The sequence below is a fragment of the Terrimonas ginsenosidimutans genome, assembly GCF_022012415.1.
GTDB classification, from domain to species: domain Bacteria; phylum Bacteroidota; class Bacteroidia; order Chitinophagales; family Chitinophagaceae; genus Terrimonas_A; species Terrimonas_A ginsenosidimutans.
This window is the reverse complement of the sequence record NZ_JAKLTR010000003.1, coordinates 492143-515463: the sequence shown is the minus strand read 5'-3', so window position 1 is coordinate 515463 and position 23321 is coordinate 492143. Positions and strand designations below refer to the sequence as shown.

The window sequence follows — 23321 nt, the reverse complement described above, 5'->3', positions numbered from 1 at the left end:
TTCCATCAGCAGACAGATCCGAAAATCAAAAAGCCCCGTTAATAACGGGGCTTTAATTTCTTCCAGTGTGGTGGTTTGGTTTTTCATAGTGCTGGAAGCGGCTTCAAAGGATTTGGATTGGATTTCAAGGATACGGATCAAAACTGCTTGCTATAAGAAAACTGAAAAAAGAACTGATGGTTTTTCGGGATCTGGATCTTTCGGTTTTAAAAGAATATTGGATTGATACCTGTTTATAAGAACAAAGTAACGACGATTTGAAGCGCTTAAAAATAGTCTGCCTTATGATTAGAATGTAGCGGCTAAGCCACACCTGCGTAAATCTTCCACCCGTATAAGCTCAATGACCCTGTCTAACACAGAACAGGATATTTCGACAGCAACCAGTTGCGCGCGCCGGCAATAAAAAACCCCGTCGGTGACGGGGCTTCAATTTCTTCCAGTTTGGTGGTCTGGTTTTTCATAGTGTGCTGGAAGCGGTTTCAAAGGATTTGGATTGGATTTCAAGGATACGGATCAAAACTGCTTGCTATAAGAAAACTGAAAAAAGAACTAGTGGTTTTTCGGATCTGGATCTTTCGGTTTTAAAAGGATATTAGCTCGGTGCCTGTTTATAAGATCAAAGTAACGAAGAACCGAAGCGCATAAAAATAGTTTGACTTATGATTGGAGTGTAGCGGCAACGCTACAGCTGCGTAAATCATCCACCCGAATGCGGTCAAACCGCTTCTGCCCGATAGATTTTGAATAAGTTAGGGTGCATCCATGCCCGAACCGGATCTCGCCATTTCAAGAATATGCGAAAACGTTCATTCTTCCGGCGCAATTATTTTCAGAAATCCAGCTATTAATCTTATTTCCTGCCGCAGGGCACTTCCATTCTTCTGAGACCGGACATGAACCCCTATTCCAGCCTGTTTGTCCCCGGATTCCGTGGCCAGCAGAGGAGGTTTCGGGAAGGGAATGAGGAAGCAAAGGAAAGAAATCGGGGAGAAAAGGTGTTCCCGGCTCCACGGTGAGGGTGACCAAACTCCGGTCATTCCGCCCCTTTTTATATAAACTCCTAATAATTATGCTCAGATTGATCGCAACGCAGCCAAAGTATAGATTTAATACCGGATGAGCAGCGTTATTTACGAAACTTTCATATATTTACGAACATCTCGTAACTAAAATGGAAAGACTTACAGAACACGAAGAAAAAGCAATGATCGCGATCTGGTTGACAGGCCCTGGCTTTATCAAAGACTTCATGAACAATATGCCTAAGCCGTTGCCGGTATACACCACGTTCGCTTCAACCATAAAGAACCTGGAGAAGAAAGGATATCTTAAAAGTGAAAAATTCGGAACAGCCATTCGGTACAGCTCCAAAGTAAAAGAAGCGGATTATAAAAAGAAATTTATGACAACCGTTGTAAATGACTTTTTCAAAAGTTCTTACAAAGATGTTGTCGCCTTTTTTGCGAAGGAGAAGAAAGTTAGTGCCGATGAGTTGAAGGAAATTATCAACCTGATCGAAAACCCGGAAAAATAATATGCAAGCCCTGCTGATAATATTGCTTAAGATCAACATCGCCTTACTGCTCTTCGCAGCAGCCTATTATTTTGTTCTGAGGCGTCTTACTTTCTATTCCCTCAACAGGAGCTTTCTAATGTTTGGGATCATCTTCTCATCGATCTATCCATTCATAGACCTGACTGAACTTTTTTATCAGCAAAAGAAAATACCAGTTGCCGTAACAAAATGGATCCCTGCAATAAATCCGCAGGTAACTGAAGACGTTTACTGGAAATGGATGATCGGTGCCTTCTGCATCGGCGCGGTGGTAATGGCGATCCGCCTTACCCGCCAGTTCATTTCACTGTATCTGCTTCACAAAAGATCCGTAAAAGACGTGATCAATAATACGGAAGTAAGAATTGTTAAGGAGCAATTAAGCCCCTTCTCTTTTTGGAAGAACATCTACATCAATCCCACATTGCACAAAACAGACGAACTTGAACACATTATAGCTCACGAGAACATTCATGTCGGACAACTCCATACCGCCGATATCATTCTTGCTGAGATCAGTGTGGTCTTTTACTGGTTCAACCCCGGGGTATGGCTTATGAAAAAAGCCATCAAAGAAAATCTTGAATTTATTACAGACGAAAAAGTGCTGAAAACGGGGACGGATAAAAAAAGTTACCAATACAGCCTTCTCGATGTTGGACAACTTAAACCAGCCAGCACTATCACAAACAGCTTCAATCTTTCCGATCTTAAAAAACGGATCAGAATGATGAATGCAAGACGTTCATCAAAACTGACGTTGGGACGTTATGTATTTATACTTCCATTACTCATCTTCATTTCGCTCGCATTTACTATCGCTAAAAAGGAGATCAGCCAATCGGAAGCAGCTAAAGAATCGTTGCGATCAGTTCCGGTATTAACAACCGCCATCGCTCCTGAGCCCGAAAAAAATATTCCTCCTGCACTTCCTGAGCGCCCGCGTGCTAAACAGCAGGTGACAGCAAAAGAAACCTCGTCTGTTGCTGCCCAAAACAGGGAAGGCGGGTCAATACGCATCACCTCCACTACCCTGCATGAACGCCTTAATACCCCGGCTTCTGTGCCTGCTGTTCGCCAGACTGTAATAGGGCATCGTTTATCGGATACGGCACACACGCAAAATATGATGCTTAGAGCCGATCCACCGGTAAATGACAATGTGATCACCGTTCAGGGTCACCCACTCGAACCGAAGGCGGCCGCAATACAGGAAACTTCAAGATCAAAAGATTCGACATCCGGCAATCCATCGAACGCAAATAACAATGTTGAAAGGGTCGTGATCGGTTATAAAACTCCCAAAAGAAACAACTAAACGTATAGCCATGCTGTATGTCAGGGAAGTTCTCCCCGAAGCATATGCCCGGTAGGACTATATCCATATAGATACCGTCCATCCTGAGTGATCATAAAAGAGGATATATAAGCACTCAGAGTGATCTTCCTGACCGGATTTCCTTTCCAGTCGTAAACATAGAGGCACCGTCCATTATCGCTTAGCCTGTCTTCATGCAGATGCCCGGCATATAACAAATACAGATACTGCTGCGTTGCGAATCCATTCACAAATGCAAACCGGGTTGAGTCTATACGTTCCATTGCCCAAATATTACCCGTTTTAATAGGACGAAAGACAACATCGAAATTCTCCGGACCACTTATTATCCTGCTTGTTTCTTTTTCCCTGTCGAAAAATTCAACGCGATCGGTAAACCGGCAGGCTAACGCAATAACATCGCCTCCCGGCCTCGTATACAAAAATGATTGATACGCCAACCGCCAGGAGTTAAAGGGGATCTCCGCCGGAGCTGTGCCATAAGAGCCGTAGCGCTTCACCACTTTACCTGTAGACAATTCGAGCTCATACACCTTATCCGGTTGATCGTCCACACCAGTTCCTGCAACATAGCCGCTATCTATCATTCCTACCCAATAAAAATCTAACGGAAGCTTATGTTCGTGAACACGGATATTTCCGTCAACAGGCGTTCTATCAAAGCCGGCTGCGATCACGATCTTATTAGTCAGAATATCATGCACCCACATCCTGCTTCCCCCGAGAAATCCGGATGACATCGCCCCTGCAACTTCATTGACCTCCATCCCCTGCCTTATATATTCCTTCCCTGTTTTCTTTCCTTTTGCAGAATACCCGGTAAGATAATAAGCAGACGAGCCGTTCTTGTTACGAATATAAAAAGTTGAATCGACCAGGAAGATATTGCGGGCTGCCACCTTCCCCAAGCCAAATACAGGTTGCAGATCCAGATGCATCTCCTCCGGAAACCTCGTGAAAGTTGAAACGACTGAGGAATCCTGAGCCATCGCAAAATTTCCTAACGTAAGCAGTACACAGAAACAGAAAGATCTTTTCATAATTGATATATAGCTGACGATTTAAAAAAAGAAAGTAGCTTTCAGCATTGCCATTCGCCCCCTGATATTAAATGAATTTGCAGCAAACCTGTTTGACAGAAGTGAAAAATATTCGTACCGTCTGATATTCCCAAGATTGGTCAGATCCATTTCAAAATCGGTTTTCCATTTAACCATCTTGTATCGAAGGTTCGCATCAACAAAAACGTAATGTATATTCCTTAAGCCCGGGCGCTGATTATAGGTTTCCCATCCCTTTACGGTCAAAAAAAGGCTTTTCACAGGAGAGTACCCCAATGTAACCCTTTGAGTAAGCCGAAGTGCTTTGCTTGCCAGGGGCGATCCCTGGGAAGATTTTGACGATAAACGACTGTCGCTCCACACCGCAAAGCCATTGTAAGCAAACGTCAGCCTGTTCCAGAATTTCGCATCCATGCCTCCGGTCAATTGGATAGTGTTATTGACAAACGGAAGTCTTTCCCCGTTGAGGAACTGGTCATACCAGTTTTTCTGGAACAGTAACCCCATTGACACTTTTGTCTTCAATGAAAAAATATACTTACTGCCGCCACCGTATGCCGAAAAACTGCTTTGGTCATTTTCATATGGAAGCAATATGGTTCGCTGCACGTTATCGGTGATAATCCCTGATAAGATCGAGTTTGCCTTTACCCGGTTGTATTTCACCTCACCATTCAGAAAGAACATAGTGATCGATCGTTGAAAATGGTAGTTGAGCTTTGCTCCCGAGCTGGACCTTTCCTGCAATTCCGCATCATTTGCCTGAAGGTTCCTGTAACTTGACAGGATCGCACCCCGATACACACCGGCAATGTTGCCAAGATTATTGGTATGGTTCAGACTAAGTTCAATATGATCCTCCGCAGCAACCGACACCTTTAGCTTTGCTGTGGGATTTACAAAAAACCGGTTGATACCCTCATCAAGTTTGTATTCTTGCTGCATATACCGGATCGACTGCCAGTTTGCAGGAACCGATAAACTCACCTGCCAGTTTTTCTTGGTTAAATAATAGCTTGAATTCAGGTAAATACGGCTTCTACGCCAGCCTAATGCGTTTCCCGGATCATGAGTGTATTCGGTAAATACGTTATTTACTTGCTGTAGCAATAATAAAGAGTTAAGATCCTGCTGCTCGTTCATTAGCCCGGCCTGTAATGCGGCATTTACTGTTGATTTTGATGGCCGGTAAGTTATCGACGCATGACTAAACCAGGTGGGAATGCTTGCCGTTTGCAGTATGCCGTTGAAGGTCTTTCCTTCATTCAACACATCTGCATTTAAGCCCTCATCAACAGCTAATGTTTGGGGACTATTATAGTAATTGACATACCAGTTGAATCCCCATACACCTTTTCTGCTGGCTGGTATCCATGCTAGCGTATTGGTGATATCTGTCACATTTCCCCGAAGCTGCTGGCCAAAACCGAGGCCATTCAGATCCATCTGGCTATTGTTTCTGTCTTTGTTAAAATTGACGCGCAAGACATTATCAAAGAGATATTTCGTCCTATTTGCCCTTACACTCAGAACCGTACTTATTGCATTTTTCTTCCGGATGGCGTTTTGAATTTCCGAGTAACGGATCGTATCGTTTTGAAAATAATTTTCAACGAAGCCGGTATAGGCAAGCTTGTTACGGTCCAAATGCCCCAGGAAATTCAACCGCCATTGCCATTCATTTTTTGTATTGAAAAGAATATTTGCCGTTGCGGCTCCTGAACGATTGATAAAATAATTACTGCGTGGAATATCAGGGTCTCCCACTGTGCCTGCTGAAAGTAAGGGAGATGGGCGCGTATTCCCTTCTGTTTCCAATATGGAAGCCGCCCCGAACTGTGTTGATTCACCGGAATAATCTACTCCGCTGTTATTTCCCTTTAAAGTATTCAGCATTTTGAACTTCCTGTTGAACATCATTGTATTCGCAACTCCCTCCCATTGCGCCGGCAGGCCCGCACCCAGCATCGCCTGCCCTGAAAGATGGGTACTGTTCTCGTCTTTCAGTACAAGGTTGATAACAACATTATCAGACATCACACGGTCTTTTAAAACCTTAACTGCCTGGTGATGCTGGATCACTTCAATGGACTTGATCATGTTCTTATTGATCGCTTTTGTTGCAATCTGATAGCGGCCTGCCATCAGGTTATCACCATCAATATAGAGGTCCGAGATAGGTTTGTCATTGAAATAGATCATTCCATCTTCTCCAATACTTAAACCAGGTAAACGTGCGATCACTTCACCAATATTCCTGTCTTCATCCCGTGCAAAGAAATTTACATTATAAGCAGTAGTATCTCCCACACGGGTTACGGGCCTGTTCATTGCCTTTACCTCAGGAAGCGAGATCACTTTATCTGACAGATTGAAATCGTATACATCCTTATCCGGTTGCAATAGCTGTTTTGAGACATGATACTGCAGGTTACTGATTTCAACTCCGGCATTATACAGATCCATTGTGTCAGCAACGGGTATACGATAATACCCGTTGACATCTGTATAAGCAAAAGCCAGGATCCTGCTTTCCCCGTTTTTCAGAAGAACCGCTATATGAGCTACAGGCTTACCGGTCTCGCCCGTCACTTTTCCGGAGAGCTGACGCTGCTGGCCGTAACCCGATACATGCATGGCGACGAAACAAAAGATGAAGAACAGGAATCTCATTATTTTGTACGTTCGATGGGGTTATTATAACTGGTTTCTTTCTTCTTTTTATTCTCCTCGATCAGCCTTGCCGCATCATCACCCATTGTCATTTTTCCTGAATGGTCACGATATGCAAGCCTGACGGGTGCATCAAGTGAAAGCTGCGACTGCATGCTGGCTGATGGATTCTGGAAATAAGCGTCCTCGGCGCGTCTGAATGCCACATCTGTAACTTTTACCAGCTTTCTTCTTTCGGTTCCGGTATGTTCTGTGGTATCCTTATTGATCGATTTGAATACAAATTTAACTTCCTGCTTATCATCCTCTGCTTCCAGTATCAAACCGGGCAGGCCAGACAATTTCCATGGCCCTGTGGAGAAAGAAAGTTCGGGAGTGAACCATGCTGTATATACACGTCCGGCATACTCCCCGGTTGCACGCTGGCAGGTATAGGTATCGATCTTTCGGGTATCGTTACTGATCTTCCAGTTTATCTTCGGCAATGTATATTCAATCAGGTAGTCATTCATACCCAGCGATGCGGTGACGTTCAATTTTTGCTTCGACGGCTGTTGGAACACTTCCGTACTTGTAACGCCATAAGCATTTACGACAGCCACAGGCATGCCCACTGCAACTCTTACCGGTGCGCTCGAAGGAGCAGCCGCGGCCTGACGCATTTTTTTCACCTCCGCACGGTTTGCATTGTTAACATATTTGCTGAGTGTCGGTCCAACGATCAGTAACATCTCCTCTTTAAATGGGTTGCTTCGGTTATTTGTATCACTTACATGCACCGCATCATAAATAACACACACAACAGACGACTCCCGTTCCTGCGCAAAAGAAAAAGACGATAAACAAAGGGCTATCAAGCCGGATAACAAAGCTTTTTTCATATACTATCAATTTAATTACGAATAAACCGTATTGTTACGAATACTTCGTAAACATACGAAATATTCGTACAGTTGAAAATTTCTTTTTTAAACTGAGGAATTGCGGGTGTCGGGAGTCATGGAACGCAAAAAGGTCTGGCCGTTCAACTAATTGAACGGCCAGACCTTTTACGTTATTAAGATAGATCCGTAACTTCTAATTTCTCTTCCGAACTATACCCCAGGAAACGTTGGAATCTATGAAATCTCTGAAACTCATCCCCTAACCTCCGGCAACTCCGCCAAGCCGATCAAAAAGTTTCATTGAGATTAAGGAAGAAACCTCTGCTTCCATAAGCGCCGAATGCATAATCGAGACAAAGATTGGTTCTTGTTGCTTTATTGAACAACACCCGGAGCCCAACACCTCCACCGGGCTGCCAGCGGTCAAAAAGTTTTGTCCCCATTTCATCATTGGCTGTTTGCATATTTACAAATGCCACGCCGCTGATGAATTTATTATTGAGGATAGGAAAACGGTATTCTGATTCGGTATAAAAAAACTGTGTACTTTTGAAATAGGTGATCGTATATCCGCGGCCACTTCTGCCGCTTGCGTCTTTACCGGTACCCGGCAATTCAAGGTAGGGTAATGCACCTCCAAGAAGATAGGCGCCCCAATGCCAGAAAGCGATCACATGAGAAGGATCACGCTTTGACAAACTCCAGTATTTACGTACGTCGGTTGTAAGCTGCGTTGCATTCTTTGAGCTGCCAAGCCATTTCTGATTGAAGCGAATACTGGCGTCTGCATAAATTCCTTTATATGCATTGTTCTGATTATCGCGGTTGGTATACGCAACGCTGAACAATAATCCATTGGCCATGTAATGATCTCGGTCAAACCCATACCTGTCGCTGTAAATGTTATACGGAGTAGAATCGGTTTTCGAGATCTTATCGCGGATATTTCTTCTAACATCAAAAGACACACCCGCTCCGACAAAGATATTTCCTTTGATTTGTTTGTAAATTTTTTCACGGAAGCTGTAGAACTCGGCGTTCAACACGTATCCCTTTCTGTCGGGATTACTCAATATCTGATCCTCCGCGGAACCGTTGTCGGCTGCATTGCCGATCCCGAGACCGAAATCCGGCAGCACCGTTCTTGCTGCGATCAGGCTTCCCTGTAAATTCCATTTATTTCCCGGAGTAAAAACATTGTGGCTTAAATAAAAATAGATGATCCCTTTTGTCGTAACAGAGGCGGAGGTAGCAGCAACAGACATATAGGTTGTCGTGTCTTTCCCCAAAACCTTTCCGGCAACGGCTTTCACCCCGATCTGTGCCCCGATCGTCGGGTTGCCTGCTATATTCGGCATAATGGTAATGCTTGATCGCTTTCGATACGGGTCCTTTACCCTTCCGGGGTGGAATACATTTCGGAAAAGATCCGATACATCATACTGTTTTTGCATGAATGTGTCAACACGCACAGCAGGCTTAAGCGTATCTGTGATCAGCGAATCTTTGGTGATCGTATCTGCCGGATTAATCGTTTGTGCATTTGCCGTAAGTACAAGGCAGATCATTGCACAGAGTATCCACCATCTTCTCTGTGATGAAAATAATGTCTGCGCCTTACTGCCTGCCTGAAATGTTGAAATCCCTGTATTCAAATCCTTTCCCTGATTTTGACCAGTGTGGATACAAATTTCAAACCAATGTCATTTGACTCCCTCTACCTTATCTTTTCCTGGCGGCGGACTGCCCGATCCTCATTGGATGAATGCCCCAAAAGAAGACCTTCGCATCCGTGAGGCCCACGAACCGCCATCGATCTTTTTTGTCGGGCAAACCGTCAGACCGAAATAGTTAGCACACTTCTGACGTTATACGTACAGCTTTGTTAATTCGGATAATTCACGCCTGTGCACCAGCGATTTGAGGTAAATCCGCAGGAAAGACGCTGAAATCTACGAAGCTGTTGTTAAAAGAGCGGCAGGGGCTTTAATTCCGCACGCTTTTTGATTATTTTTTCGGTTCTAAAACTGCCATCTTCAAATTCATTCCATGAAAAAATCGGTCAAGATCTTCTGGCGTATCTGGTTTATCGGAATAGCCGCGTTCATCCTTTTACTGGTATTGATCAATTTCGGCGTATTCGGAAAAATGCCTTCGCTTGAAGAACTGGAGAATCCCTCAGTCCTGCAGGCATCAGAAGTATATGCCGCTGACGGTACACTGATGGGAAAATACTATGTAGAAAACGGAAACAGGAGCATTGCGAAGTACAGGGATATCTCACCCCATGTGATCAATGCGTTGATCGCAACGGAAGATAAACGATTCTATGATCACGCCGGCATAGATCTGAAAGGCACTTCCCGCGCAATATTTCTCTTGGGTACACAAGGCGGTGGTAGTACGATCACACAGCAACTGGCGCTCGCTTTGTTCAACAAACGGGCAAAAGGAAAAGTTGAACGCGTTGTTCAGAAATTGAAAGAATGGATCATTGCCGTAAAACTTGAAAGGAACTTCACGAAAGAAGAGATCATTGCTCTCTATCTTAATACCATTCCCTTCTCCGATAACGTATATGGGATCCGCAATGCATCCCGCACATTCTTCAAAAAAGAACCTGATCGCTTGAATGTAGAAGAAGCTGCATTGCTCGTCGGAATGATCAATGGTCCCGGGATCTTTAACCCGCGTGTATATCCGAAGAACTCAATGGAGCGCCGCAATCTTGTAATATCCAGGATGGCAGAGAACGGGAACATTTCACCGGGAGAAGCCACAAAACTTAAAGCGATCCCGATCAAACTGAATTATGCCAGGCTCGATGAAAATACCGGCTATGCGCCCTACTTCCGTGAAGTGCTGAGAGATGAGGTAAAAGAGATGTTGAAGGATATCAAAAAACCTGATGGAAGCAGTTATAATATTTACAAAGATGGTCTGCGTATAATCACCACTATCAACCCGCGTATGCAGCAGTATGCAGAGGAAGCAGTAGCTTCTCACATGCCGGTACTGCAGCGTTCTATGAATACGCAGAACAATATCAAAAGCGGCAGCATCTGGAAAGATCATGAAAATGTGCTGGAAGCGCAGATGAAAACCAGCGACAGGTGGAAAGAAATGGAAGAAGAGGATATCCCGGAAAAAGAGATCAAAGCTAGTTTTTTCAAAAAAACAAAAATGAAGATCTTCGCCTGGAATGCCAGTAACGAAAAAGATACGGTGATGACGCCATACGACTCTATCAAGTATCACCGTCAGATGGTGCAGGCGTCATTCATGGTAACAGATCCCGTTACCGGAGAAGTGCGTGCCTGGGTTGGTGGGATCAATTTCAAAACATACAAGTTTGATCACGCCAACCTGAAAACCAAACGCCAGGTGGGTTCAACAATAAAACCACTATTGTATACACAGGCGATAGAAGAGCGCGGCTTTAATCCGGATACAGAAGTACAGGATGTACAACAGGATTTCGGCCGGAACAGGCTGGTGCCTGCTACATCCAGAACCTGCAGCGGCCGGACGATGACGATGGCCTCAGCACTTGCATGGTCCAAGAACTGTGCAACGGCCTATATCATGAAACAGGTCGGGCCGGAACAATTCGCAGAATTTCTCGGGAGATTGAACCTGCCCACAAAGGTTGACCCAAACCCATCCATCGCACTGGGAGCCTGCGAGCTCTCTCTTTTTGAAATGATGTGGGGTTACAGCATTTTCGCCGGAAGAGGCTATTCCACAAAACCATTCTTCATTACAAGGATCGAAGATCATAATGGCAACATTTTAAAACGTTTTGATTTCAGCTCAAACCGTAAAGAAGCCGTCAGTGAGATCACTGCCTATAAAATGGCCCGTATGATGCAGGGAACGGTTGATATCGGTACTGCACGTGGATTAAGAAGCAGGCTTGGCGCAACAGAAATGGGCGGCAAGACCGGTACCACCAACAACAACTCCGATGCATGGTATATGGGCTATACGCCGCAGTTACTTGGCGGCATCTGGACTGGTTGTGACGACCGCTTTATCCGCAATGAAAGTACCGCAGTATCCGGTGCGGCAGCGGCCCGTCCGATCTGGGAAGCATTTTTCAAGAAAGTTTATGCAGACAGAACCCTGGGGATAGATAAAGACGCCATTTTCAGTGTTCCTGCAAATCTCGAAACAGCAGTTGGCGCCGCAGATTACATGCCTGTTGACACAACAGCTGATCCTTCCCAGTACGAAAATACAGGTGCTCCAACCGGGGAAGATTATTATATGGAAGGATATAGTGACGATAAAAAGAAAGACGACAAAAAGGATAAAAAGGACACTACCAGTAAGCCCATACGCAGGCAGGAGGAGGAATAGAACGAACAGGTTTGCAGCAGTTTAAAAGTTGAAAGGTTTAGCAGTTGAGGTCGCTATAAAGACGATATCCGCCTCAACTGCTAAACCTTTCAACTTTTAAACTGCCAAACGCTCTATCTTTAAGAAAGAATCAACCCATTATGACAAGACGCCTTCATATGAAATTCACACAGCTGGGCGTCATCGTCATTGCCTGGCTCTTCCTTGGTTTGATGATCGCATTGCATGATCATCTCGTCATGCAGATGCATAGCTCACTCGGCCCGGCAAAAGATTATTCACTATTCTCTTCTATTATCGTTAATATGGTAGCGGCTTTGGTTGGAGCATTGCTTGGCGGCGGTTTCCTTGTCTTTTACATCAATGAAAAATATCAGAATAAGCCTTATGGCTATACCGTGGCAGCAGTGACTTTATCATTCATTGCGATCATCTTATTGATCAGTTTTGTGCTCGCCGCAATTGCTTATCCCGATCGGGCCCGGTTGTTTAAGAACGGACTGGTCTGGGCTGTGATAGTAGCGATCACTCAATTATTACTACAGATCAACAGTAAATTCGGACCCGGAATATTCTGGAAACTGATCCGAGGTAAATATAATACACCACGTGAAGAGAAACGTATTTTTATGTTTCTTGACATCAACTCCTCTACCACTATAGCGGAGAAACTTGGCGACAAAAAATACCATTCGTTCCTTCGCGATTTTTATGCAGATATTACAAACCCTATTCTTGATAATAAGGGAGAGATCTATCAGTATGTGGGGGATGAGGTCGTGATCGCCTGGAAGTATTCCGAGGGCGTTGAGAAGAACCAATGCATCCAATGCTTCTTTGAGATCAAGGAGCACATTCTATCCTTAAAAGAAAAATATCTTTCTAAATACGGCATCTGGCCTTCTTTCAAAGCCGGCATGCATTGCGGAATGGTGGTGGTGGGAGAAATCGGGAATATAAAACGCGACATCACCTATTCCGGCGATGTGCTGAATACCGCAGCCAGGATACAGGGTCTGTGCAAAGAGTTTAAAAAAGAAGTGATCGCATCTGCTGAACTGATCGATGAGCTTCAGCCTTTGAAAAAATTTGAAGCACTACCTTTAGGAAGCATTAAACTAAGAGGAAAGGAAAGAGAAATCCCACTGATAGCCATCTCACCGTCTTTACTATAGGCTATTCTCGATCACATAGATCTAAAAAACTTTCCGGTAATGCCTGCCTTGGTAAAAAAACACTATCATTGTTTAAGTCTCCTGATCTGTTCAGCCGCATTTATATTCCCCGCATCAAGATCCAACGATTTCTGATAATATCTTATCGCCAGTTCTTTATTACCCTTTTTATCGTAGGCCTCAGCCAGGCTGTCCCAAGTGTTCGCAGATGCCGGATAATCTTTGGTGTTCTGTTCAAACACAAGGATCGCATCATCGGTCTTATTCAGCCGTAGCAACTTGTAACCAATGCCATTCATAGACACTTCCGGGATCTGTTGACTGAGCTCTTTATCCCGGTTCCCGAGATATTTTGCGAGTGCGGTTGCTGCACCGCTATCGATCGCCGTTCGTATCAATTCTTTCACAGCGGGGTTGAATCGTTCATAATTCAGCCAGGCGAGTGCCGGGGTGAATTCACCCATTGCTTCTTCCAGAATGCGGTCTGCTACCGCCAATCCATTTGCGCTGTTGGTGAAGTAGAGAAATCCATCTTTGCTGCTAAGATCCGCTTTCATATAACACTTGCTATCTCCCTGATCTCCCCAGTGCCAGAAGCTCTTTCTTTTGCCCACGATCTCCAGCCCAACACCAAGCCCCCAATACAATTCAGGAAAAGCCGTACTGTCAACCCTGATCTGTGGAGTGAACATTTCCAGCCATGTTTTCTTTTTAAGGCCGGTACCGTTGAGTAAAGCGATCATGAATTTCGCGTAATCACCTGCTGAAGTGTGCAAACTGGCGGCTGCATTGAATCCTTTCTCTTCCCAGCGCGTCGATCTCATACCCTGCCAGTCATGCCGGAAAACGTGCCGGTAAGCAAATGTATCCTGCCAGGAAAAATAGCTATTGCCCATTGCAAGAGGAACAAATACCGCATCATGCATATAGCTTTCGAAATCTTTTCCGCTAAGTTTTTCCATTACTTTGGAAAGATATACAAAGCCTTCGCCGGAGTAGCTGAACCGTTCACCGGGATTGAATTCGATCGGTAGCGTTGCTGCATTAGGCGCCCGCCAGTTAGGAAACCCGGCGCTGTGAGACAGCACACGGCGGGCTGTAATCAACCTGATGCGTGGATCATTACCTATCTCATAATTATTTCCCAGGTAAGCATTAAGAGGTTTATCAAGATTGAGCTTTCCCTGATCAACAAGTTTTAATGCACCATAAGCCGTCATCACCTTGCTCAGTGACGCTGCTTCAAAAAGGGTGTTCTCATCGACAGGCACTTTTGTTTCAGCGTTAGCGAGACCGAAACCTTTTATCCATTCAACCTTTCCTTTCTGTATCAGCACAGCCTGAAGCCCCGGAATGTCCGCAGCATTCATCCATGCGGGAAGATGTAATTCGAGGGAGTCAATGGTCTCGGCAGTCGTCCTGCCGGAAGGCTGGGCGATGACAGCCAATGAAAAAGCCATCATCAAAGACAGGGTAAGGGTGTTTAGCGGTCTCATAACTGCAAGTTAGGACGGTTTTAAAAGCAAAACGGAAGAAATCATGCAGACCGGCATTTCCGGTGCCATATGTTGTTGAATCGACAGCAGCGCAGGCTTGATTCATCAGGGGGCCGGGAGTATCGCAAAAAAAGACCGCAGAACAGCTTATCGCTATTTGCGGCCCGGATCGATTCAATGTTTAAATTGAAATCGCGGAAAAGATAGATGCATACCGCGATACATCGAAACGGACATACGTGAAGCGGGTATTTTTCAGCATGAAGTAACAAAAACAACTGCCAAAACGCACTCGATCCATTATTAAGTAAGGAACAATAAAACCGGTAGATCTATGAACGTACAAGTATTGTCATTGATTTCGGGCCATGGGCGCCCAGTACAAGAGATTGCTCAATGTCGGCAGTCTTGGAAGGACCGGCAATAAAAACACCGAACCCATAGGCATCATATGCTACCCGCTGGTAAGCCTGGTGCATATCCGCCACGAAGGAAGCTTTATCCAGCAGTACCACAAGATGCTCCGCGATAAATGGAAGCACGCGGATGATAGTATCCTGTTCCGTTACCCAGACGGCGCCATTCTCTGCTACACCAAACTGTGCTTCAATAACAGCGATATCCACGTCTTCCAGGGAATGATGATCGAGCTGCGCGTGATCATGCAAGAAAAACGCCTCAAGCGATCGTATGGATGAGACGACCCGGTTGGCAGACGGGAATAACTCTTTCAGCTTTTGCGGGACTTCTTCGTCAGGCTCCATCAATACGACACGGCCTCCGATACCCTGAAGCACCTCGGTAAATTTATGAACGTCTCCTGCGGCTGTTGATGTCAGATCCGCCGGCATGGGAATGAGTGTTGGTTGCGCTGCCCTCACACGTTTTAATATTTCGTTGCGACTGCTCATTATTTCTTGTCTTTATTCCTGTTTGTCTTATACCACTCGGTGAATGATTGCTTCGGCGCAGCAGGCATATTCCGTTGTTTGTACCAGGGATTCATTTTATTATTCACCAGCCATGGAGCGATGCGCATGATCCGACGCGCCCATTTCCCGGCAAAGGAAAACAAACCCGGCTTTGAAAGAGTTGCCGCCATTGTTTTCATCGCTACAGTTTTTGTTTTGGGAGAATATCCTTCTTTCGTCAATACCTGGCGCCATTTGTAGAGTTGATCATGGATATCGATCTTCACGGGACATACATTGGTGCATGATCCGCATAAAGTTGACGCGAAAGGGAGATCAGCATATTGTTTCATGTCAAGATTCGGCGCCAGTATGGAACCGATCGGCCCTGCAACTGCCGTATGATAACTATGTCCGCCGCTTCTGCGGTAAACAGGACAGGTATTGAAACATGCCCCGCAGCGGATACATTTCAGCGAATTGCGGAAATCTTCTTTTGCCAGTTGCTGGCTGCGGCCGTTATCAACAAGCACGATATGCAATTGCTGTCCCTGGCGGGGTTTTCTGAAATGGGAAGAATATGTCGTAACAGGTTGCCCGGTTGCGCTGCGCGCCAGCAAACGCAGGAAGACGCCGAGATGCCTTCGTAAAGGGATCAGCTTTTCAATACCCATGCAGGCAATATGCACATCACTTAGATGGGCGCCCATGTCCGCATTGCCTTCATTGGTACACACAACAAATTCACCCGTCTCTGCAATGGCAAAGTTCACACCGGTAATGGCTACACGCCTGGTAAGAAATTTATCCCGTAAATGGATCCTTGCCGCATTGGTCAGAAAAGAAGGATCCGCATTGCCCGCCGGTGTGGCAAGATGCTTATGAAACAACTCGCCTATCTCTTCTTTCTTCCAGTGAATGCAGGGCAATACGATATGGGAAGGAGCTTCATTTGCCAGCTGGACAATGCGTTCACCAAGATCTGTATCCACCACATCAATACCATGCGTTTCCAGGTAAGGGTTCAGGTGACATTCTTCTGTAAGCATGGATTTGCTTTTCACCAGTTGCGTAACCTTATTATCCTGTAGGATCTTATGAACGATCTCATTATGTTCTTTCGCATCCGCGGCCCAATGCACGATGGCGCCATTGGCGATAGCATTGGCCTCAAACTCTTCGAGATAGCCGCTGAGATTCGATAATGTGTGAGCTTTGATTTGTGAAGCCTGACTGCGCAGGCCTTCCCACTCTTCCCCGAGCGACCATGCAGCTTTATCACGTTTCTGCCTGATCCACCATAAAGTTTGATCATGCCAGCTTACACGCGCCTCATCTTTATTGAAACGCTCTGCTAATGTGGAGTGATTGTCACGTGAACTCTGCATGATATAACTCTCAGCCGTTAACCGGCATTTAATATTTCAGCAATATGTTTTACTTCTACAGCCGACTTTTGTCTTTTTAAGATGCCCTCAAGATGCATCAGGCAACTCATATCGGCACCCGTGATAAATGATGCTCCATTCCGGGTATGATCACTCACACGATCCTTTCCCATCTTTGCACTTACAGCCTCTTCCATCACACAGAACGTTCCGCCGAATCCGCAGCACTCATCCTTCCTGTCAAGATCTACCAGTTCGATCCCATTAACCATACCCAGCAGCTTTTCCAGTTTGGAGAATGGCTTTGCAACAAGTTCTGACATTTGGGAAAGCATCAGCCCACGCTGACCATGACAGCCCTGGTGAAGTCCTACCTTATGAGGAAACTTTGCATCCAGGTGTTCAACCTTTAAAACGTCTGTGAGAAATTCAGTGAGCTCATACATAGACGCCCTGACCTTTGCCGACGCCTCATGGTCTTTTCCATGCAAATGATGTTTGATATGAAGAGCACAACTGCCCGATGGAGAAACGATATAATCAAATTCGTGGAAATTCCGCATGAACAATTCATCGGTAGCCGATGAAAGATGTTCATAGCCCGAATTGGCCATCGGCTGACCGCAGCAGGTTTGCTGCAAAGGGTACACTACGTCACAGCCAAGCTTTTCCAGCAATTCAAGACTTGCTACCCCAACCTGCGGATAAAACTGGTTCACATAGCAAGGGAGAAATAAACCAACCGTCATAAGGTTTCAAAAGTATTGCATTGGGACCGGAAACTGTCCTATACTGTTATGAGCTAAGAGTTTAAAGGAGAAAAATAAGAAAAAAAGAGGAATGATCGAATCAGAATACCTAATTGATCTCCCTCTTTTCTTTCTTCTACCTGTTTTATCATCTTAGCTCCAGGGCAATGGTGGATCGCTTTTATCTTTTGGCTGGTTTTCCTGGTCTTTGGCGATTTTCATATCACGGGTATTTTTCTGAACGGCGATGGCGGCAAAGATGCTAAGGACGAAAGACATCGCATAAAAGCCCTTTTCACTCTTGGTCAGATCAGCATTCCACAGGCCTACTGTGAGCAGTATAACGGCAAGAATGGTGGAAAACCACGCAAGTCCATAGTATATATTGGTAACAGGTATGCCTTCCAACTGGTCGCGGACGGCTTTCTGGACAGAGATAGCAGCGAAGAGGCCAAACATTAACACGGTGAAATAGTACCCTTTCTCATTCAGCTGCATTTCCGCATTACCCAGGCCGATAAGATAGGCGGAGATACCCGCGAGCAGAGCAACCCATGAGGCGCCGATAAAGGCTGCTGAAGGCTGCTGACTTTGTTTTCGTTCCATATATGTGTTTTATTACACCAAACATATAGCGGGTGGCGGCGGGGATTTTTGACGGAAGTCAAAAAATAGCGGAAGGATTGTTAAAGCGACGGGAGGTTGACCGACCGCCCCGGCGTGGCCGATGGCCGATGGCCGATGGCCGCATTTGGATGAAAGCTATTGCTGGTAATTGGTATAGGGTATTTACACTAGTAGGTATATGTATTTTCGGTCATCGGTCATCGTTCATCGGCCATCGGCCATCGAATGAACTTCGGCAAAATCTTTAACTAAACGACATTGGATAAGAAACAGCTGTCAATCAATCCGTTCCCGGAGAATAGAATGAATGATCGCCAGACATCGAATTGCGTTCGATCACTGAACATGGAATTCCTTAAAACCTGCTTCTGATCCTGCTAAGTGTCTCCTGGCTTATGCCGAGGTAAGAAGCAACCTGTCCGAGCGGAACACGTTCAAGAATGTGTGGAGTTTGAGAAAGCAGCTGATCATAACGTTCTGCCGCTGTTTTAAATTGAGCATTTACAAATCTCTCTTCAAGGCGGATATAATATTTCTCGTAGGCGATCCGCAGAAGCCGTTCTATTTCATGGAACCTGCCCAATAAAGTGGTGAGTGTATCCTTTGAAATGGACCATAACACGCTTCCCTCTAATAATTGCAGGTTTTCGACCGAGGGCTCTCCCGTGATAAAACTGTGAAAAGAAGTCACGAAATCGTTTTCAAACCCAAACCAGTGTGTGATCTCTTTATCCTCCAGCGTATAATATCCGCGAAGGGCACCCGTTTCGAGAAAATAAAGATGCCGGCAAATACGTCCTTCCGTTAGCAGATATTCATTACGGGAAAGTGTGAGTTGGTTGAAGCTGTCAGTAAGAGCTGCTTCAGCTTCGGAACTTAAGCGGCTGTACTGCCGCAGATGGTTGATCAGAGATTCCATATAACGCTAATGTTCACGAATTAACGCAAATTTTCGCGAATCTGCCTTGCATTATCCGTCAGCTCTTTTATTACCTTTTTTTTCCTTTTCATCCTTTTCTTTGCTGAACTTTCGCAAGGCCTTTTGGAGTTTTACGATCGTCTTATGCAGATCACGCTGATGCTTGTCCATAACCCTGGACGTCTCTTTTGCAGCTGAATCAAATAAATGATTCGCCTTGTGCAGGTTCATGTTAAAAGCGCCGGCCTGTTCATCCAACCGCTTGATCAACTCCCATATATTTTCCTTTTTACTCATACCCGACGAGGCGCAAATTTTGCGCCATGCCCGGCTGAAAGATCGTACTGTCCCGAAGCCTCATTACCATATTTCATCTGTACCGGTACCTTGCCGCCCATCAATTCCACAGAATAACGCAGCTGAGTGCCGGCACATTCTACACTAAGTGTTACGAAGAAGAAGACACCATTCTGATGCATGGCTTTTCCGATAACCTTTGTAGAAGTTGTTCCCCAATTAGTAGCATCACTTGCATCTCACGGCCTTTCACATTTATTTTCTTCCGTTAGCATGCTGTTTGTACTATTTATCGTATGACATTCCAACAATTCAATAGACTTACGCCAACGGAAAAGGAGATCGCGATGTGGTATATCGGGGTTCCTGTGGCTGACCGGTTCGATAAGATCTATCGCTATCTGTTATTTCAACTGGATGCGTTCTATATTGAAATAGCTTACGCGGTTAACCTGAATGTGATCACACGTCTTACCGCGTTTGACAACACAGATCAACTTGAGCCTTATCTGGAAAATATCCAGATCGATCTTAATTGGGAAGATAATCAGGCAAACTGATCATTGTTCCGGGTACATTCACGGCCTGTCCTGACCAGGCTCTTCACTACTGCGTCCGTTATTTCCGGCACTGCCCATACGCAAAAATTTCTCATGCCAGCATAGAACAAGTGGCCAGATTTGCATACTGCGCTTTTTGTAGCATTCAGTTTGCCCGTCATTCCATTATAATTCCGTCGGCTGAAGTGTTCACAAGGACGAAATAGACCTTTATTGATCAGATACTAAGGTGTCGGCCGATACACACCAACCAGATCCACAGCCTGCGTGTGAGCAAGCGAACTTTTTTGAACAATGTTGTATTACCTTTGATCAAACTTATCCATGCAAAAGGATTTCTACATCAACGATCAATTCCTGGTAAAGCCGGGAACCAATGTCGTGATCGACGGAAAGATCTCCCGGATCTCCCGAATTTCCCAGCGCACCATGCAATTGCTTTGTACGCTGGCCAATCATGCCGGGGAAAGTATCAGCAAAGATGAATTGATCCGTATCGCGTGGCGTGGTAATAATAATGAAGATGCTTTTTCACAAAGCATTATAGAATTACAACGACTACTCCGTGTAGAGAAGAAAGATATGCTGCGTATTGTACCAGATAAAACATACAGTTTACAGGCGACGATCTCCAATGCGGACATTGATGACCTGAAGCGCGAAGCAGGCGCTACGACTCCTTATTCCGCCGCGCAGGCTGCAACAAAAAAATGGATCCTGATCCTCTCTATACTCATCGTGATCCTCGCGCTGATATTTGTACTGTTCAATTACACATGGAAAACATCCCCCTCCTCATCACTGGTAATATTCTGACGGACTATATTCCCCTTTTAACTCCTATTAACGATCATAAAAGAGCTGCCGCTGTTGCGTGGAAATATATACCCAAAACAGGCGGAATACCCGGTTGAATAAGCTTATACCTGGCCAGAAACAGGTTGATGAACCGGATATTTTCAATGGCACGATTATTCCCTTTGAGTAAAAAAAGCCACTATGGGAAGCGTAAAGGATCTTGAGCAGAAACCAGCTATTAACAAATTGAAAGAGCTGGCAGAAGATGCGAAACTCTGTATGTTTATGACGCGTCTTTGCGGTGCACCCTTTAACACAAGACCGATGGCCACGCAGTCCGTGGATGATGACGGTACAATGTGGTTTTTCAGCGCAGCTGATAGCTCGAAAAATCTTGACATTGCAAGGGATAACCGTGTGCAGATCATTTATTCCAACCGTTCAGCATCCGAATTTTTATCTGTTTACGGCACTGCTGAGATCATTGTCGACAAAGCAAAAGCGAAGAAGCTCTGGAATGTTTTTCTGACTACCTGGTTTCATGATGGGCCGGAAGATTCAAACCTGACATTGATCAGGGTTAAACCACTCGAAGCATACTACTGGGATACAAAACATAATAAAATGATCCAGTCGATGAAGATCGTTGCAGGCGCCATACGTGGAAAAATGATGGACGACGGACTGGAGGGAAAGTTAACCGTGGTCTGATTCCAGGCAGTTTTTTTGATCTAGGGCCTCCGAGGTAGGCAACGGACCGCAAAGAGCGCAATGAATGTTACTCTCGTTACAATTCATATTCTTGCGTCCTTGCAGTCCGTTGCATTGTTTGCGTTACTCCTTCGCCAGTAGATCAGGTAATAATTTTACCAGTTATTCTGCTGATCAGCATTCGTCCTTTCCAGCGGCTTCGGCGGATTTGCCCTCCAGTTCCTGTCGTATCTTACAAAAAACGCCAGCCAGCCCGTACGCGCTACCCGCATGATCCATGGCTGCAGCACGATCAATAATACCGCATTGAATCCCATCCAGTAGAAGAAACGGCTGTCGTTCATACTTAAGCCGACAACAATCCACCAGGCTACTAATGACGCTACACTGATCGCAATAGAAAGCGCATAGCTGATATAGCTTGATCCATAATAGAAGCCCACTTCGATATCGAACGGTTGCTTACATACTGGGCATTCCCTGTGCATCTTCATCGTGGACTTCAATTTATAAGGATTCGACTCGGAGAACATCTTTCCCTTTCGGCAACGGGGACATTTGCACAGCATCAGGTTAAATATACTTGGGACGGGCTCTTTATTAGCGGCCACTCTCTGCAAACGAATATCTTCCATAAAATAGTTTTAATGTGAATAAGCCGACCGGAATGCTTCGGGCGTTACCCCCGCCTGCTTCCGGAAGAAACGGCTGAAATATGAATTATCCTGGAAATTGAGTTCATAGGCAATTTGTGCGATGCTGAGATCCGCATTCACCAATAATCTTTTTGATTCGAGCATTACTCTGTCGCGGATCAATTCACCTGCCGTTTTACCGGCCATCTCCTGGCAAAGCGCATTGAGATGATTGGGCGTGACGTAAAGCAGATCGGCATATTCCTTGGGTAACCTGATCGTTTTATAATGCTGATCTATCAATCTTCTGAATCCCCGGAACAACATCTCTTTCTGGCGCGATACAGAAGCAGGAATACTTCCTCGACCATCACAATACTCCTCTATCAATAACAATAATTCAGTCAGCCATAATTTCAATTGATCACCTCCGGTGTTCAATCTCTTCAGCATGGCTTCCATTATCCGGATAGCTTCCGGATGCGCAGCAACCGGTAACTGGCAAACACAATCCGCACTGTCACCACTAAAAAAACTGAACTGCTCCAGGTAATGCTGATCCAACAGGAACGACTTCAGTAATTGCTCCGAAAAATTGATCACATACCCTTTGGGCGTGCCTTTAAAATGCCAGCTGTGTACCTGGCCCGGTATCATGAAGTAGACCTGGAAAGGCTTCACGGTAAACTCTGTAAAGTCGATCGTATGCCCACCCTTTCCTTCAGTAAAAAGTACCAAATGATAAAACGTATGACGGTGTGGTGCATGCAACCGCTGGTAATGCTTTTCCAGGTAAGATTCCAATCTCTCCACCTGCAGATCTTCATGCTTTTTCTCCTCCTTTACGAGGTGAAGCAGGTTAATTACCGGGATCTTTTGTTCTGCCATGTTGTTATCAGTTGACATCACAAAGGTAAAACATGACGGTCAGGGAGAATTATCCAAAACGTGGTTTGAATGGTACTTTTCAACGATTCATATGGCTTTATAGTTCCCGCAGATTTTCCCTTACTGTTGGTGAAAAGCGCTTCAACGCATGTATGGATTTCTATTCGGATCCGCAGATCTCGCAGATCAGTACTTATAGCAAGGAGATATCTGCGTATCTGCGCGTCCTCCGCTTAGATCTGCGGAAACTCTACGCCAGTAGTTTTTGAAAGCGCACAGTATGTTCACAA

At 45.1% G+C, this 23321-nt stretch carries 20 protein-coding genes; 7 read left to right on the top strand and 13 right to left on the bottom strand.

The window, feature by feature from the left end:
- Positions 1 to 1174 precede the first annotated feature (1174 nt).
- A complete protein-coding gene (locus tag LZZ85_RS07195) occupies positions 1175 to 1537 on the top strand; it encodes a BlaI/MecI/CopY family transcriptional regulator (protein ID WP_237870105.1) in 363 nt (120 codons plus the stop codon).
- Between the two features lies 1 nt (position 1538).
- On the top strand, positions 1539 to 2876 hold the full coding sequence (locus LZZ85_RS07190; RefSeq protein ID WP_237870103.1) for a M56 family metallopeptidase: 1338 nt from the start codon (positions 1539 to 1541) through the stop codon (positions 2874 to 2876).
- Positions 2877 to 2896: 20 nt separating this feature from the next.
- On the opposite strand, the gene LZZ85_RS07185 is transcribed toward LZZ85_RS07190, so the two are convergent.
- The 4 genes from LZZ85_RS07185 to LZZ85_RS07170 form a co-directional block, all read right to left on the bottom strand.
- Positions 2897 to 3937 (bottom strand): BF3164 family lipoprotein, encoded by a 1041-nt coding sequence (locus tag LZZ85_RS07185; protein ID WP_237870101.1) that lies wholly within the window; start codon positions 3935 to 3937, stop codon positions 2897 to 2899.
- A gap of 21 nt (positions 3938 to 3958) precedes the next feature.
- Positions 3959 to 6631, bottom strand: coding sequence for a carboxypeptidase-like regulatory domain-containing protein (locus LZZ85_RS07180; RefSeq protein ID WP_237870100.1), 2673 nt, complete (start codon positions 6629 to 6631; stop codon positions 3959 to 3961).
- Entirely contained in the window at positions 6631 to 7512 is an 882-nt protein-coding gene (locus LZZ85_RS07175; protein WP_237870098.1) for a GLPGLI family protein, read from the bottom strand. Before LZZ85_RS07175 ends, LZZ85_RS07180 begins: the two co-directional genes overlap by 1 nt.
- A 290-nt stretch (positions 7513 to 7802) precedes the next feature.
- Complete coding sequence (locus LZZ85_RS07170; protein WP_237870096.1) at positions 7803 to 9170, bottom strand: BamA/TamA family outer membrane protein; 1368 nt, start codon at positions 9168 to 9170, stop codon at positions 7803 to 7805.
- Between the two features lie 394 nt (positions 9171 to 9564).
- On the opposite strand from LZZ85_RS07170, the gene LZZ85_RS07165 reads away from it, so the two are divergent.
- Both LZZ85_RS07165 and LZZ85_RS07160 read left to right on the top strand, forming a co-directional pair.
- Positions 9565 to 11877, top strand: coding sequence for a transglycosylase domain-containing protein (locus tag LZZ85_RS07165; protein WP_237870094.1), 2313 nt, complete (start codon positions 9565 to 9567; stop codon positions 11875 to 11877).
- A 140-nt stretch (positions 11878 to 12017) separates the two neighbouring features.
- Complete coding sequence (locus tag LZZ85_RS07160; RefSeq protein ID WP_237870092.1) at positions 12018 to 13052, top strand: adenylate/guanylate cyclase domain-containing protein; 1035 nt, start codon at positions 12018 to 12020, stop codon at positions 13050 to 13052.
- A gap of 65 nt (positions 13053 to 13117) precedes the next feature.
- On the opposite strand, the gene LZZ85_RS07155 is transcribed toward LZZ85_RS07160, so the two are convergent.
- The 7 genes from LZZ85_RS07155 to LZZ85_RS07125 form a co-directional block, all read right to left on the bottom strand.
- A complete protein-coding gene (locus LZZ85_RS07155; RefSeq protein ID WP_237870090.1) occupies positions 13118 to 14548 on the bottom strand; it encodes a serine hydrolase domain-containing protein in 1431 nt (476 codons plus the stop codon).
- Positions 14549 to 14880: 332 nt separating this feature from the next.
- A complete protein-coding gene (locus LZZ85_RS07150) occupies positions 14881 to 15459 on the bottom strand; it encodes a LutC/YkgG family protein (protein WP_237870088.1) in 579 nt (192 codons plus the stop codon).
- Entirely contained in the window at positions 15459 to 16847 is a 1389-nt protein-coding gene (locus LZZ85_RS07145) for a lactate utilization protein B (protein WP_237870086.1), read from the bottom strand. The genes LZZ85_RS07150 and LZZ85_RS07145 overlap by 1 nt, the downstream gene beginning before the upstream one ends.
- A gap of 17 nt (positions 16848 to 16864) precedes the next feature.
- Complete coding sequence (locus LZZ85_RS07140) at positions 16865 to 17596, bottom strand: (Fe-S)-binding protein (RefSeq protein ID WP_237870084.1); 732 nt, start codon at positions 17594 to 17596, stop codon at positions 16865 to 16867.
- Positions 17597 to 17749: 153 nt separating this feature from the next.
- On the bottom strand, positions 17750 to 18202 hold the full coding sequence (yiaA, locus tag LZZ85_RS07135; protein ID WP_237870082.1) for an inner membrane protein YiaA: 453 nt from the start codon (positions 18200 to 18202) through the stop codon (positions 17750 to 17752).
- Between the two features lie 376 nt (positions 18203 to 18578).
- The gene (locus LZZ85_RS07130) at positions 18579 to 19142 is read right to left on the bottom strand and encodes a Crp/Fnr family transcriptional regulator (protein WP_237870080.1); all 564 of its coding nucleotides are present in this window, start codon (positions 19140 to 19142) and stop codon (positions 18579 to 18581) included.
- A gap of 51 nt (positions 19143 to 19193) precedes the next feature.
- Positions 19194 to 19439, bottom strand: a complete 246-nt coding sequence (locus LZZ85_RS07125; RefSeq protein WP_237870078.1) for a hypothetical protein — start codon at positions 19437 to 19439, stop codon at positions 19194 to 19196.
- 296 nt (positions 19440 to 19735) lie between these two features.
- On the opposite strand from LZZ85_RS07125, the gene LZZ85_RS07120 reads away from it, so the two are divergent.
- The 3 genes from LZZ85_RS07120 (at position 19736) to LZZ85_RS07110 (ending at position 21508) form a co-directional block, all read left to right on the top strand.
- A complete protein-coding gene (locus LZZ85_RS07120) occupies positions 19736 to 19999 on the top strand; it encodes a hypothetical protein (RefSeq protein ID WP_237870076.1) in 264 nt (87 codons plus the stop codon).
- 324 nt (positions 20000 to 20323) lie between these two features.
- Positions 20324 to 20815, top strand: coding sequence for a winged helix-turn-helix domain-containing protein (locus tag LZZ85_RS07115; protein ID WP_237870074.1), 492 nt, complete (start codon positions 20324 to 20326; stop codon positions 20813 to 20815).
- Positions 20816 to 20998: 183 nt separating this feature from the next.
- Positions 20999 to 21508 carry a pyridoxamine 5'-phosphate oxidase family protein gene (locus LZZ85_RS07110; protein WP_237870072.1) on the top strand — a complete coding sequence of 170 codons (510 nt, stop codon included), beginning with the start codon at positions 20999 to 21001 and terminating at the stop codon, positions 21506 to 21508.
- Between the two features lie 155 nt (positions 21509 to 21663).
- On the opposite strand, the gene LZZ85_RS07105 is transcribed toward LZZ85_RS07110, so the two are convergent.
- Both LZZ85_RS07105 and LZZ85_RS07100 read right to left on the bottom strand, forming a co-directional pair.
- Positions 21664 to 22002: a DUF983 domain-containing protein gene (locus LZZ85_RS07105; RefSeq protein WP_349291736.1), complete on the bottom strand. Its 339-nt coding sequence runs from the start codon at positions 22000 to 22002 to the stop codon at positions 21664 to 21666.
- Positions 22003 to 22152: 150 nt separating this feature from the next.
- Positions 22153 to 23031, bottom strand: a complete 879-nt coding sequence (locus tag LZZ85_RS07100; RefSeq protein WP_237870070.1) for a helix-turn-helix domain-containing protein — start codon at positions 23029 to 23031, stop codon at positions 22153 to 22155.
- Positions 23032 to 23321: the final 290 nt, after the last annotated feature.

Bases quoted from the DNA above. Each gene is read 5' to 3' on its own strand.
- LZZ85_RS07105 (WP_349291736.1), bottom strand. From the start codon at position 22,002: ATGAAGATGCACAGGGAATGCCCAGTATGTAAGCAACCGTTCGATATC.
- LZZ85_RS07175 (WP_237870098.1), bottom strand. From the start codon at position 7,512: ATGAAAAAAGCTTTGTTATCCGGCTTGATAGCCCTTTGTTTATCGTCT.
- LZZ85_RS07130 (WP_237870080.1), bottom strand. From the start codon at position 19,142: ATGGAATCTCTGATCAACCATCTGCGGCAGTACAGCCGCTTAAGTTCC.
- LZZ85_RS07180 (WP_237870100.1), bottom strand. From the start codon at position 6,631: ATGAGATTCCTGTTCTTCATCTTTTGTTTCGTCGCCATGCATGTATCG.
- LZZ85_RS07160 (WP_237870092.1), top strand. From the start codon at position 12,018: ATGACAAGACGCCTTCATATGAAATTCACACAGCTGGGCGTCATCGTC.
- LZZ85_RS07150 (WP_237870088.1), bottom strand. From the start codon at position 15,459: ATGAGCAGTCGCAACGAAATATTAAAACGTGTGAGGGCAGCGCAACCA.
- LZZ85_RS07125 (WP_237870078.1), bottom strand. From the start codon at position 19,439: ATGAGTAAAAAGGAAAATATATGGGAGTTGATCAAGCGGTTGGATGAA.
- LZZ85_RS07155 (WP_237870090.1), bottom strand. From the start codon at position 14,548: ATGAGACCGCTAAACACCCTTACCCTGTCTTTGATGATGGCTTTTTCA.
- LZZ85_RS07165 (WP_237870094.1), top strand. From the start codon at position 9,565: ATGAAAAAATCGGTCAAGATCTTCTGGCGTATCTGGTTTATCGGAATA.
- yiaA (WP_237870082.1), bottom strand. From the start codon at position 18,202: ATGGAACGAAAACAAAGTCAGCAGCCTTCAGCAGCCTTTATCGGCGCC.
- LZZ85_RS07190 (WP_237870103.1), top strand. From the start codon at position 1,539: ATGCAAGCCCTGCTGATAATATTGCTTAAGATCAACATCGCCTTACTG.
- LZZ85_RS07195 (WP_237870105.1), top strand. From the start codon at position 1,175: ATGGAAAGACTTACAGAACACGAAGAAAAAGCAATGATCGCGATCTGG.
- LZZ85_RS07110 (WP_237870072.1), top strand. From the start codon at position 20,999: ATGGGAAGCGTAAAGGATCTTGAGCAGAAACCAGCTATTAACAAATTG.
- LZZ85_RS07140 (WP_237870084.1), bottom strand. From the start codon at position 17,596: ATGACGGTTGGTTTATTTCTCCCTTGCTATGTGAACCAGTTTTATCCG.
- LZZ85_RS07115 (WP_237870074.1), top strand. From the start codon at position 20,324: ATGCAAAAGGATTTCTACATCAACGATCAATTCCTGGTAAAGCCGGGA.
- LZZ85_RS07120 (WP_237870076.1), top strand. From the start codon at position 19,736: ATGACATTCCAACAATTCAATAGACTTACGCCAACGGAAAAGGAGATC.
- LZZ85_RS07100 (WP_237870070.1), bottom strand. From the start codon at position 23,031: ATGGCAGAACAAAAGATCCCGGTAATTAACCTGCTTCACCTCGTAAAG.
- LZZ85_RS07185 (WP_237870101.1), bottom strand. From the start codon at position 3,937: ATGAAAAGATCTTTCTGTTTCTGTGTACTGCTTACGTTAGGAAATTTT.
- LZZ85_RS07145 (WP_237870086.1), bottom strand. From the start codon at position 16,847: ATGCAGAGTTCACGTGACAATCACTCCACATTAGCAGAGCGTTTCAAT.